The following is a 12,134-nucleotide window of genomic DNA, read 5'->3' as shown; positions in this document are numbered from 1 at the left end:
TTCATTGCAATCGCAGTGGGATCTTTTTTTTGCACTTTGGATTAAATTTGTGTGATTCATATTTAACCAGAGGCTAACTTGGTTTGTTTTGTGATAAAAATGTGTGATTTAGTTTTATTCATAAAGTTGAGAGCAAAAGCGCAATTCATAATAGAATAATCTTGTAAGCGATAACCAAAAGGAGGAAATAACATGAATAAATTAAAATTCGGCATCATCGGCTGCGGAGGAATCGCCAACGGGAAGCATTTCCCGGCATTGGCTAAATTATCGGATAAAGTGGAAATCGTGGCTTTCTGTGACACGGTCATCGAACGGGCTGAAAAAGCGGCCAAGGAATATGGTATTGCGGATGCTTTAGTGACGGAAGACTACAAAGCGCTTTTGGCTAGAGAAGACATTGATGTCATCCATGTGTTGACGCCGAATATTTCCCACTCATACATCACGGTTGATGCCTTGGAAGCAGGGAAACATGTCATGTGCGAAAAACCGATGGCGATCAACTATGCAGAGGCAAAAGAAATGCTGGATGCTGCTGAACGCACCGGCAAAAAATTGACGATCGGCTACCAGAACCGCTTCCGTGCCGATTCCTTAGCTACTTACGATGCTTGCAGCAAAGGCGAATTGGGCGATATCTATTTCGCAAAAGCGCATGCCATCCGCCGCAAAGGCGTTCCTACCTGGGGAGTCTTCCCGGATAAATCAAAACAAGGCGGGGGCCCACTGATCGACATTGGCACGCATGCCTTGGACTTGACGCTTTGGTACATGAACAACTACAAACCAAAATCAGTACTAGGATCAACTTATCAAAAACTGAAGGACAATCCGATGGCGAACATGTTCGGTCCTTGGAATCCGGATACTTTCGAAACGGAAGACTCGGCATTCGGACTGATCAAAATGGAAAACGGCGCGACCATCTTCCTGGAGGCTGCTTGGGCGCTCAACATGATCAACCCGAAAGAAGCCCAGGTTACGCTTTGCGGAACTGAAGGCGGAGCAGAAATGTTCGGAAAAGCTTTCATCGATCAGGGCTATGTCGTCTTCAATAAAGCGGCCCATAACCAATTAGAGCAGACGCAACCATCCGATGCAGGCGGTGTGTTCGGATTCGAAGGAGCTACCTTGGAGCAACGTGATGCTGAAGCCAAACAGTGGGTGGATGCAATCCTGAATGACACGGACCCAATGGTGAAGCCTGAACAAGCGATCGTCGTGACCCAAATCCTGGAAGCAATCTACAAATCAGCTGAGACAGGACAAGTCGTTGAATTTGATTAATCTTGGGAGGAACAATAGTGGAGCATAACATTAAGCGTGGAGTTTCTGCATATAGCTACAACAAAGTATTCGGAGTCTCAATGGATCTTGACGACATCATGCAAGACATCTGCGACACGGGAGCTACTGGAATTGAGATCTTGGCAAATTCTCATATCGTTAAGTATCCTGATGTAACTGAAGCTTGGATTGATGACTGGCACCAAAAATTGAATCACTTTAAATTGGAACCAGCGGAATATGGTCACTGGGTTGAATCCAGGTTATATAAAGGCAGGGAACTCACTACTAAAGAAAGTATCGATATGCTTGAGCGAGATTTCAAAATTGCAAATAAGCTGGGATTTAAGGTTTTAAGAACAAAATTAGGCGTTATTGATGATACCCTTACCCCTGTATCCAACTGGCGTGAATTCATCAAAGGTGCACTGGGATTGGCAGAAAAATATGATGTCCGCATGTGTCCTGAAATCCATAGTCCAACTATTTTAGATTCGAGAATGATTCACGATTATGTGGAATTTATCGAAAAAGAGAATACTGAATTTTTCGGATTGAATATTGATTTCAGTATTTTTCAGACTGGAGATAATGCTTTAGTAGGATTCGGTGAAAATGATTTTGTGGGCCCTCCATGCGAACACAGCAAAGTTGAAGAGCTGGTACCGCTTTTGAAGTATGTTTATTGCTGCCATGCAAAATTTTTAAGGATGGATGAAAATTTTCGTGAGGTTGTTATTCCATATGAAGAGATCATACAAACACTCATTAAGCATAACTGGGAAGGCTACTTGATCAGTGAGTATGAAGGTGCAAAAGCAGAAGTGACAGGGCATGCGTCTGATCAGGTGAAACGGCATCAAATCATGTTGAAAAACTTATTAGGGAAGTGAGGGATAGCATATGCTGGAAAAAGAATGCATTCAATCCAGAGGGTTTAAAAATACAGTAGTGGATCAGGAAGTGATTGGTTTTCAGTTTGATATTCGCCTGATGTATTATAGAGGATTATGGCTATCTCAGCTTAGACCCATCCATATAAAGGTTGACGGAGAAGCAGTCCGATTAGAGGACATTTCCTGGGAAATAAACGGAAAGCTATACAAACAAGATGAATTGAAGGGAATTGGGGATATCCAATGGAATGTTTTGGAGCCAGCTTCCATCCATGTAAATGTCTTAGGCGGCTTAACAACAGGATATCACGATATTGAAATCGATCACAGATTCAGTTCGTCATATATGCCCCCTAATATGGACGAAGTATTGAGTTATGGGAATCATAGAAGGAAATTGCTGTTAGTTTCGTAATGATCCGTTTGATTTTAGCTTGCCGCAAACAGCAAGCCTATAACCACTGACCACTAACCACTAACAACTAGGAGGAAAAAAATAATGGCAAGAATCAAAACTGCTGTCAGTCTGTACAGCCTGCAAGACGAATATCTGAACAAAAGAATGAACTTGGAAGACCTGATGAACTTACTGAAAGATCTTAACGTTGAAGGCGTGGAAATGTTGCCGGATCAGATGATCAAAAATGCGCCGCATCCATCCCAGGAAGAGGTTGATCACTGGCACGCGCTGCTTGACCAAACCGGCGTGAAACCGGTCATTGCCGATGTCTTCTTGAACTCCAACCTCTACAACAACCGCACGCTGACGAAAAAAGAATGCATCGATTTGCTGATTCAAGAAATCAAGCAGGCAAACCGCTTGGGCATGAAAATGATCCGCTTGGTTTCGATGGTCCCTTACTGGGTGTGCGAACCGTTGCTGCCTTACTGCAAAGAGTACGACGTTACCATTGCCCTGGAAATCCATGCAGGGATGGCTTTCGACGGCCCAGAAACGCTTGCGTTCATCGAAGAAATGAAACGTCTGGATTCTCCGTACATCGGACTGGTCATCGACACCGGGATCTTCTGCAAAAAATTCCCACGGGTTGTACGTGCCTACGAGGTCAACAATGGCGCCAGCCCAGAAATGTTCGATTACCTCGATAGCTTGTTCGAAAAAGGTACGGACTTGCACCGAGTCCGTAAAGAGAATGGCGGCACTTATCCTGAGGAATTCAAACAAGTCATCAAAACCAAAGAGGACCACATGTTTGCGCCGCTGTGCGATGGCTATGAAAACTATCCATTCTCAGTGATGGATGAATACATGCCTTACATCAAGCACTTCCATATCAAAATGTTCGAAATGACTCCTGAGGGACCAGAATACTCGATGGATTATAAAGGCTTATTGGAATATCTCCATGAGCACCAGTACGATGGCTATGTAGCGACTGAATACGAAGGCAACCGCTTCATCTTACCGGGTGAGCCGATGCAGGAAATCCAGCAAGTCATCGCCAACCAGCAATTTCTGCAAGCTTGTTTGAAAGAAATCCAAGGGTAGGGGGAAGAAAAGATGTTTGATAATAATGTATTCAAAAAAGATACTTGCAAAAATATCGTAGAAAACGGCACGACAATCGGTTACGGACTGCAGACACTGATCACTTACTACCGCGGGATTCCTTTGTCGATGGTGGAATTCGTAAAAGTCGCTGTCGATGGCGTAGAGGAAGAGCCAACCGCAATCCAGATTTCGATTGATGAGGAAGATTGGTTCACTCTGAAGGAAGCTGCGACAGTCTCTTCCTACAAATGGGAATACGGCGAACCTCTGCATATTCGCGTGATGAAAGAGGGCGGATTGGCGAAAGGTAACCATGATGTGGCTCTGACGATCGCCACAAGAACGGCCTATATCCCGGTGCCGTTGGTCGGAATGAAAGAGCGCACAGTCACGATATAAGCAAAATACAGGATCGTTGAAGATCATGAAAGATAGGGGCAATACATATGTTGAAATTTGGCATCATCGGTTTCGGATTCATGGGTCAAACCCATGCCGAAACCATCAATAAATTGGATTTCGCGGAATTGATCGCAGTCTGCGACATCAACAAGGATCAACTCGGACATGCAGCGGAAGGGGTGGAAACGCACCTGATGGCGGATGAGCTGTTGGCGAATGACGAAATCAACACAGTCATCATCGCGGTCCCGAACCATCTGCACCTGGAAATGGTCAAAAAAGCTGCACAAGCAGGAAAAGACATCATCGTGGAGAAACCGGCCGCGATGAATGCGGAAGAATTCAAGGAAATGATCGCCGTAACGGAAGCCGCCAAAGTGCGCTTCACGGTCCATCACCAGCGCCGCTGGGACAAAGACTACCGCCTGATCAAGGAAGTGGTCGACAGCGGTACGCTCGGAGATGTCTACACAATCAAAAATGCTTTGTACGGCTTCAACGGCAATATGCACGATTGGCATATTTATCCGGAGTTCGGTGGCGGCATGCTCTATGATTGGGGCGTGCATCTGCTGGATCAGATGCTCTGGATGATTCCCGGGAAGTTGACGACTGTATATGCGGATGTCCGCAATGTGATCAACAAAGAAGTCGATGATTACTTCAATATCCAGCTGCATTTTGACAGCGGCATCAGCGGACAAGTCGAGCTGGGAACTTATTTCCTGACCGATAAGGAAACTTGGTTCGAACGCCACTGGTTTGTCGGAGGAAACAAAGGCAGCGCCTATGTCGATGGATTCCATCCGGAAGGCAAAATCGTCCGGACATCAGAGTTGCTGAAGAACGTTCCCGGAAAAATCACGATGACCGCTGCCGGCCCAACCCGCTCATTCGGTCCAGCCCCGGAAGGCAGATTGGTTTCGGAACCGCTTCCGGAAGTCACTGTCAATCATGACATGTTTTTCGAGCACTACAACAAACACGTGAACGGTGAAGAAGCATTGATTGTGCAACCGGCGCAAATCCTGCGCTTGATGAGCCTGCTTGATGCCATCCGTGTATCCGCGAAAGAGCACAGATCCGTATCATTCGAATAAACATTGATAAATCGTCGAAAGAAGGAAAAAGTATGAAACTAGGACTGGTTACCTCGATCCTTGATCAAAGTGATTTTAAGGAAATGATCGATATTGTTGCTGAAAACGGGCTGGATTGCGTGGAAGTCGCTTGCTGGCCCGCAGGCAAAGCGGAGCGCCGCTATGCCGGGGTATCCCATATCGATACCGAAAGCCTCACTCAAGAAAAGGCCACTGAATTGAACGCTTATGCTTCCAGCAAAGGTGTGGAAATTTCTGCTTTGGCCTACTATCCGAATCCATTGGACGAAGATGCCGAAAAACGCCGACTGGCCATCGATCATCTCTATTCGGTCATCGATGCGGCTGCGTTGCTGAATGTCAACATGGTCACGACCTTCATCGGGCGCATGCCTTCAAAAACAGTCAGCGAAAACTTGGCGGAAGTCGCGAAAGTTTGGGCACCAATCGTGAAGCATGCGGAGGAAAAGAACGTCAAAATCGCGATTGAGAATTGCCCGATGCTGTTCACGGAAGACGAGTGGCCGGGCGGACAGAATCTCATGACGACTCCGGCATTGTTCCGGAAAGTATTCGAGCTGTTGGACAGCGATCATATCGGCTTGAACTTCGATCCTTCCCACTTTGTCTGGCAGCAAATGGATTACATCAAGCCGCTGTATGAATTCAGGGACAAATTATTCCATGTCCACTACAAAGACATCAAAGTGTATCCGGAAAAGTTGGCAAATGTCGGCATCATGGCAACGCCTTTGCAGTACATGAGTCCGAAACTGCCTGGCTTGGGCGACGTCGATTGGGGGAAATACGTTTCTGCCTTAACGGATATCGGCTATGAAGGGCATACCTGCATCGAGGTGGAGGACAAGGCATATGAAAAAGATTATGCTGCAGTGAAGACATCCGTACGGCAAAGTACTCTTTATTTGAGGAATTTTGTCCAGTAAGCAAGTTTGCTTGATTTGAATCCCAAAAACAGACAACAACTAAACATAAAGATGAGATGTGGATTACTCGGCTTCAGGGGTATTTCGCATCCTTTTTTTTAAAGGAGAACATAAAATGGCTAAAAAAATGATCGGGATCGATATCGGCGGGACGGAAATCAAGTTTGCCCTGATCGATGTTTACGGAAACATCTCAAAAAAATGGAAAATCAAAACAGATGCGGCGGATAACGGTAACCATATCCCGAATGCCATCATCCGCGCCATCAACGAAGAGATTTTGAACGGAACGGACGGTTCGGAAGACATCATCGGTATCGGCATTGGCGTTCCGGGTCCGATTTCCCAGAACGGGGAATTGGTCGTGAAAGCCGTCAATCTGGGATGGTCGGACATGCCATTGAAATTGGTGATCGAGAAGGAATTGCAGCTGCCGGTCATTCTGCTCAATGATGCCAATGCGGCGGCTTTGGGTGAAATGTGGAAGGGAGCGGCCAGAGGGAAAGCGAATCTGGTGTTTGTGACTTTGGGCACCGGTGTCGGAGGCGGCATCATCCTGAACGGGGAGGTCCTGAACGGAACCCACTCATCCGGCGGGGAAATCGGGCATATCCCTGTCCAATCGGAAGAACAGCGGGTTTGCGGATGCGGCAACATCAACTGCCTGGAGACCTATTCATCCGCAACCGGACTGCTGAAGACGATGAGCCTGCTCGATGAAAGGAAGCAGCTGACGAAGGACGGCTTCACGACCATCGATATTTTCGACTGGCTCAAAGAAGGCAATGCACTGGCTGAACAGGCTGTCCAAAAAACAGTCACGTATCTGGGCTTTGCCTTGGCGGGGATCATGAACACCATCGATGTGGAAGAGATTGTGGTAGGCGGCGGGCTTTCCGAAGCGGGTGACTTGTTGCTGGAGCCATTGAAGGCGGTCATCGATCGGCATGTGTTTCCGGAAATCAGAGGCAATTACGGTGTGAAAAAAGCGAAACTTGGAAATGATGCTGGTATTTATGGCGCCGTCTACGCCTACTTGACGGCACAACAGCATCCAAACGAGCGTTAAGAAGGATCAGGTGAGCAAGATAATAAAATTGATCGCATTGGACCTGGATGGCACGCTTCTGAATTCGGACCATGGGATATCGGAAGCGAACATACAAATGATACGTGCCCACAAGAAGCGCGGCTGATGATGAACTTCGAAATGTGTTTTTGATATTTCAGAGGATAAGCTCAGTCTGTTAACATGTCAGATCGCTACCAGCCACTTTTCTAATGAAGCAGCAAACTCTCCCTTTACTGGTATTCAAATTGGGGTTTTTGCCAAAGTAAATGAGGGGAAAACAGAATTCAAACGGACTCACATGACGTACGGCTGAAATAGAAGTGTAGTCAAATGAAAAAAACGCATAATTACTAGTGTCGGGGCTGAGCCCATACCGGTAAGTATGCGTTTTTTTTTACAGTGTTCAGTTCTCCGGTTAAAGTCGTTTGGTCGGAGGAGAGCATAGCAAAAATGCATGAATCTCCGGGGAGAGCTGTTTGACAGGAGTAACGCGAACTTAAACCGACTCGATCTCCGACGACAACTGTTTCATCGGAGATCAGCAGCTCAAACAGGGTCGGTCCTCCAACTAGGGTTGCTATATACGAACCATCCAACGGCTTACTGTATCTGCACTTTCTCATCCAGATTTCTTCTCGCGGAATGCCGCTTTCTTTTACAGCTTGCCCAATACCGGATCATTAGCTCCGCCATGTTGCTATTCATATAACTAAAGTATTCAGGTTCCGATTATCGAATAATGTAGACTTCGCCAAGGATTTCCTTCAGGTGGTAACTTTCCGGGGAAAGCTCTTTTTCGATAAAAGCCTGAACAGTCGAAGGCTCAACACCGTACAGCACTTCAATTTCTTTTGAAAACAGCAGTTTCTCTTTGTCGAGTATGTCGGAAAGGGGAGGCACTTGTTTTGGTTGCAGTTCTTTCGCATTCAGGACTTGATGCAAGCCTTCGACATATGCTTCGAATGTTCGGCCACCGACGATTTTTATGCCTTTGTTTTCTTCGTTGATCATGATAATAGTAGGGAACGCGCGAGCGCCTAAATTTCTGGTCAGCTCGAAATCCGCATTCAATAACTGTATGCCGGCTTGTTGTTCTGATGCATTTACGATGCTCTCTCCATCCAGGCCAAGTTCATTTACGATTTTTATCAACTCGGATTCATCAGAAATGTTTTGATTGAATACGAACAATGCTTCCCTTGCACGACGCAAAAACTCAAAAGCCTTTGCTTCATTATAGTTTTGCTGAATGATTTTGAACACGCGCGAGGGCGGAAAGGAGGATTGTACGGGATTATCAATCATCAAAGAACCGTCGATAGGCATTCTTGAATGTAAACCGACTTCCCGCCAGTGGCCCGCGACATCGGCCGGTTTGTATATTCCGTTTGCTGGGTCGATGGGTCCATCATGCCATTTTTCCAGTAAACCACCCATCACAGTCTGGAAATTGAAGTATTTCCCATACTGTTCAATAAAACGGCGTAGGACAGGCTCGAGCGCCCAGCAATGGGAGCAGATAGGGTCCGTCACGTAGTAAAGTGTGATTGTTTTTTTGGGCTGCGTAAAAGTGATCAGCTCCATTTCATCATTATCAGTAGTCCCGCAGATGCCTGTTGCTAAGTCGCATGCCATATTATTGTTGTTTTCCAATGTAATTTCCCCTTATTCATGATTCAAAAGATTTGCTTTACAAGGGAATTATAAGCCATAATGAAAGGCACCGACACCGATAGTTCTTAGGATTTGTCGGTTATACGACATATTGATGAATCTGTCTAAAAAGTAGGAGGTGTAAGAAGTGGATCAGCCAAAGATAGATCCCCGTGTACTGCGCACGCGTAAATTGATTATGGATGCTTTTATCAAACTTTCAGAAACAAAAGAATTCAGCGACATCACTGTGAAAAATATTACGGAAGAAGCAATGATCAATCGCGCTACTTTTTATTATCATTTCCAAGATATTTACGACTTACTCGAGAAGGTCTTATCGGAAGTATTGCTGGTCAATCTGAATTACGAGGTTTACAAAGACAGGGAGTTGGATGAAGAGACTTTGATTCAGATATTTTCGACGATCACCGAATTCCAAAGATCATTGTCCACTCGTTGTTACAGAGGGTACGAAGACACCATAGCTCGTATAATAAGGGACCAATTAGAAGTGATTTTACACAAGATGCTGTTGAGAAAAGCAGACAGCCAAGAAACGGAAACCCTTAAAATCACAGCTGCCATATTCGGCTGGGGAATCTATGGGGCTTCGGTAGAATGGCGAAAAAATGGGATGAATGCATCACCGAAAGAATTCTTCAGGCCATCCATTCCGTACATCCTATTTGGGATCACTTTCCGTCCCGAAATCTAAAAACCGAAAAGTCCTGTAGCCGAAAATCCGATCCTGTTCAAGCCCCATCCCTTGCAAATTTTCCGGATTAGTCATACAATGATAGCGATTACACCATTAACGAAAGGGCGGATTGTATGAGTCAAACAGTGTATACTAACTATTGGCAGAATCGCATCGGCAACATTCGGAAGGAACACGGCAGCTATAAAACTGAGGAAGAGGCGATTGCGGGGATCAAAGCCTGGTGGGAACTGCATAAGGAAAATCATAAGCATGTGCAGTATAACCGCACCAACAGCGGAGCTCTCGAAATCGTCTACGACGACAAAAACTATGTCTATCGGATAGAGAAACGCACAATCGAAGGTGCCTTGCCCAAACGAACGTACCGACTGAAAAAAGCTGGAGAAGTGGAATCACTGCGTGGGAAATACAATCTCAACAAAGAATCGTTCCTGTTCGACGAATTAGCCGAACCGCTGCGCGACAGGCTCATCCTTGCGATGGCGGACATTCAAAAAGCCCGAAGCCATGTCTACGACAGCGAAGGCCGCCTGATCCGCGGACTTGAAGAAAAAGTCATTGTGAAAAGTAGCTCTTCATTCAAAAACAAAATCCCTAATCTAAATATTTAAAGATAACCAATAAGCATAAACGCCTAAAAACGTTTGTGCTTATTTTTTTGCCCCGTTTTCGAAAACGCTTGAATAAACTTGCAAATGCTTATAAGTGCTTATATAATTAAATCAAAGGTGGTGGGATGATGTACCAAGAAGAGCGCATTCAGCAGATGCAACAGCTGCTGGAGCAGAGAAAAAGACTTTCCAAAAAAGAAATAATGGAAGCATTCCAGATTTCGGCTGACACTGCTCGCCGTGATATCCTGGAATTCTTAAAAACCGGAATGGCTGTCCGTACGCATGGAGGTATTATGTTATCCGAAGACAGCTCGAGGGTACTCACTTTTGGCGAGCGGATAGGCATCCATAAACCTGAAAAAGAACGGATGGCTGCCCGCGTTTTGGAAGAAATAGCAGAGAACAGCACGTTATTTCTGGATGTATCGACTACGTTATTATTGGCAGCGCAGAAATTAACCAAAATGTGTACGGTTTACACGCATTCCCTGGACAATGCCTTTGCATTGGGAATGAATCCAAAAATCAAGGTTCATCTTTTGGGTGGAGAGTTCAACCATGAAGACAGGTTTTTCTTTTCGGTCCGCAGTCTGGAAGAAATGGATTCGATAAAATTTGATATTTGTTTTATCGGAGCGGCAAGTTTGGAGAAAGAGGGCATCTTTTTCAAAGAACAGAACAATGCCCTGATCAAGCAGAAAGTGGTAAAACAAAGTCGGCAAGTGGTGTTGGTTGCTGAAAACCAGAAATTCAGCAAAGAAGCGCAATATAAAGGCGCAAATTACCAGGACATCGATTGCTTCATTACAGATAAAGTTCTGACATCAAAACAGCAGGCATATTTCGAAGATCAAACCGAGATCATCTTTGAGGAGGAAACGATATGACAAAGGTTGAGTTGGTATTCAGCGATATAGATGGCACGTTGTTGAATTCAAAGCATGAAGTTACAGCCGAAGCCATTCAAATCATTCAAGACTTAGTTAAGCAGGGCACGAAAATTATTCTGGCATCCGCTAGACCGCCAGGAGCAATGGTTTCAATTGCCGATGAAGTTCAGTTGTCTTCACCACTCGTTTGCTTCAACGGAGCGCTGATCACACAATATACAGAAGGGTCATTTGTTGATCTGTATAGTCTGACTTTAGAGCGACTGGACGCATTACAACTCTATCAAGCAGTATCTACAAAGTTTCCGGAAATAAGCTTCAATATCTATTCCCGCGAGCGGTGGTACGTTGAACAAGAAGATGAGTGGGTCAAGCAGGAAGCGGCAATCACCAAAATGGATCCAGAATCCATCTCAATGGAAGATTTCTTGAACGAGCATTTTCCAGTACACAAAATACTGTGCATGGGAAATCCGGATGATATCCAAAAACTGGAAGATGAGTTGGAAGGTGCAAACCTATCAAGTATTTCCTACTACCGATCAAAAGACACTTATATGGAAGTAGTCAATAATCAAGTGTCAAAATTAGGAGCACTTCACTTTTTGTGTGAAAAATATGGCGTTGCATTAGAAAATACTTTAGCAATTGGGGACAATTTCAACGATATGCCGATGATCATACACGCTGGCAAAGGAATCGCGATGGGCAATGCCCCTGACGAAGTCAAACAAGCAGCTGATTATGTAACGGATACGAATGATGAGAATGGTTTTTATAAGGCTTTAGCAAAGAGTTTAAGATAAATGGAAAGGATTTAACCGTATTGTAAATATTTAAAAATTTAAAACCAGCATAAACGCCCAAAACCGTTTGTGCTGGTTTTTCGGTTCTTCAACTGAGCACAGCATGCCCCTTCAGAATCCTCAAAGCGTCGACTGCTTGTATTCTTCCAGCCGCCAAGGAGGACTGGATAATGATGTTGACGGCCGGGAATTACAATGTCATTGAATTGTTCATCAAATTTAACTAT

At 45.0% G+C, this 12,134-nt stretch carries 14 protein-coding genes; 13 read left to right on the top strand and 1 reads right to left on the bottom strand.

Annotated features, from left to right (window positions below; all coding sequences use genetic code 11):
* The first annotated feature begins 192 nt into the window (after nucleotides 1-192).
* The 9 genes from C7R73_RS06295 to C7R73_RS13660 all read left to right on the top strand — a co-directional run bounded on the left by C7R73_RS06295 (nucleotide 193) and on the right by C7R73_RS13660 (nucleotide 7,344).
* Nucleotides 193-1,290 carry a Gfo/Idh/MocA family protein gene (locus C7R73_RS06295; protein WP_106449669.1) on the top strand — a complete coding sequence of 366 codons (1,098 nt, stop codon included), beginning with the start codon at nucleotides 193-195 and terminating at the stop codon, nucleotides 1,288-1,290.
* A gap of 17 nt (nucleotides 1,291-1,307) precedes the next feature.
* Nucleotides 1,308-2,183, top strand: coding sequence for a sugar phosphate isomerase/epimerase family protein (locus tag C7R73_RS06290; RefSeq protein ID WP_205076481.1), 876 nt, complete (start codon nucleotides 1,308-1,310; stop codon nucleotides 2,181-2,183).
* Nucleotides 2,184-2,193: 10 nt separating this feature from the next.
* Nucleotides 2,194-2,601, top strand: a complete 408-nt coding sequence (locus C7R73_RS06285) for a C-glycoside deglycosidase beta subunit domain-containing protein (RefSeq protein WP_106449668.1) — start codon at nucleotides 2,194-2,196, stop codon at nucleotides 2,599-2,601.
* Nucleotides 2,602-2,685: 84 nt separating this feature from the next.
* Nucleotides 2,686-3,696, top strand: coding sequence for a sugar phosphate isomerase/epimerase family protein (locus C7R73_RS06280; RefSeq protein ID WP_106449667.1), 1,011 nt, complete (start codon nucleotides 2,686-2,688; stop codon nucleotides 3,694-3,696).
* 12 nt (nucleotides 3,697-3,708) lie between these two features.
* Nucleotides 3,709-4,098, top strand: a complete 390-nt coding sequence (locus C7R73_RS06275; RefSeq protein WP_106449666.1) for a C-glycoside deglycosidase beta subunit domain-containing protein — start codon at nucleotides 3,709-3,711, stop codon at nucleotides 4,096-4,098.
* A 47-nt stretch (nucleotides 4,099-4,145) separates the two neighbouring features.
* Nucleotides 4,146-5,201 carry a Gfo/Idh/MocA family protein gene (locus C7R73_RS06270; RefSeq protein ID WP_106449665.1) on the top strand — a complete coding sequence of 352 codons (1,056 nt, stop codon included), beginning with the start codon at nucleotides 4,146-4,148 and terminating at the stop codon, nucleotides 5,199-5,201.
* A 32-nt stretch (nucleotides 5,202-5,233) separates the two neighbouring features.
* Nucleotides 5,234-6,148 carry a sugar phosphate isomerase/epimerase family protein gene (locus C7R73_RS06265; RefSeq protein WP_106449664.1) on the top strand — a complete coding sequence of 305 codons (915 nt, stop codon included), beginning with the start codon at nucleotides 5,234-5,236 and terminating at the stop codon, nucleotides 6,146-6,148.
* A gap of 115 nt (nucleotides 6,149-6,263) precedes the next feature.
* A complete protein-coding gene (locus C7R73_RS06260; RefSeq protein ID WP_106449663.1) occupies nucleotides 6,264-7,217 on the top strand; it encodes an ROK family protein in 954 nt (317 codons plus the stop codon).
* Nucleotides 7,218-7,227: 10 nt separating this feature from the next.
* On the top strand, nucleotides 7,228-7,344 hold the full coding sequence (locus tag C7R73_RS13660) for an HAD family hydrolase (RefSeq protein WP_239992585.1): 117 nt from the start codon (nucleotides 7,228-7,230) through the stop codon (nucleotides 7,342-7,344).
* A gap of 605 nt (nucleotides 7,345-7,949) precedes the next feature.
* On the opposite strand, the gene C7R73_RS06255 is transcribed toward C7R73_RS13660, so the two are convergent.
* Complete coding sequence (locus C7R73_RS06255) at nucleotides 7,950-8,873, bottom strand: DsbA family protein (RefSeq protein ID WP_205076480.1); 924 nt, start codon at nucleotides 8,871-8,873, stop codon at nucleotides 7,950-7,952.
* Nucleotides 8,874-9,021: 148 nt separating this feature from the next.
* Here C7R73_RS06255 and C7R73_RS06250 point away from each other — a divergent pair, with 148 nt between their 5' ends.
* The 4 genes from C7R73_RS06250 to C7R73_RS06235 all read left to right on the top strand — a co-directional run bounded on the left by C7R73_RS06250 (nucleotide 9,022) and on the right by C7R73_RS06235 (nucleotide 11,907).
* Entirely contained in the window at nucleotides 9,022-9,591 is a 570-nt protein-coding gene (locus C7R73_RS06250) for a TetR family transcriptional regulator (RefSeq protein WP_192875243.1), read from the top strand.
* A gap of 116 nt (nucleotides 9,592-9,707) precedes the next feature.
* Nucleotides 9,708-10,208 carry a hypothetical protein gene (locus tag C7R73_RS06245; protein WP_106449662.1) on the top strand — a complete coding sequence of 167 codons (501 nt, stop codon included), beginning with the start codon at nucleotides 9,708-9,710 and terminating at the stop codon, nucleotides 10,206-10,208.
* Nucleotides 10,209-10,336: 128 nt separating this feature from the next.
* Entirely contained in the window at nucleotides 10,337-11,098 is a 762-nt protein-coding gene (locus C7R73_RS06240; protein ID WP_106449661.1) for a DeoR/GlpR family DNA-binding transcription regulator, read from the top strand.
* Nucleotides 11,095-11,907, top strand: coding sequence for a Cof-type HAD-IIB family hydrolase (locus C7R73_RS06235; RefSeq protein ID WP_106449660.1), 813 nt, complete (start codon nucleotides 11,095-11,097; stop codon nucleotides 11,905-11,907). Before C7R73_RS06240 ends, C7R73_RS06235 begins: the two co-directional genes overlap by 4 nt.
* The last annotated feature ends 227 nt before the right edge of the window (nucleotides 11,908-12,134 follow it).

Origin of the sequence: Trichococcus alkaliphilus, assembly GCF_003008695.1 — a bacterium.
GTDB lineage: Bacteria > Bacillota > Bacilli > Lactobacillales > Aerococcaceae > Trichococcus > Trichococcus alkaliphilus.
Note: the sequence above shows the minus strand (reverse complement) of the source record. Positions and strands in the feature narration are given on the sequence as shown.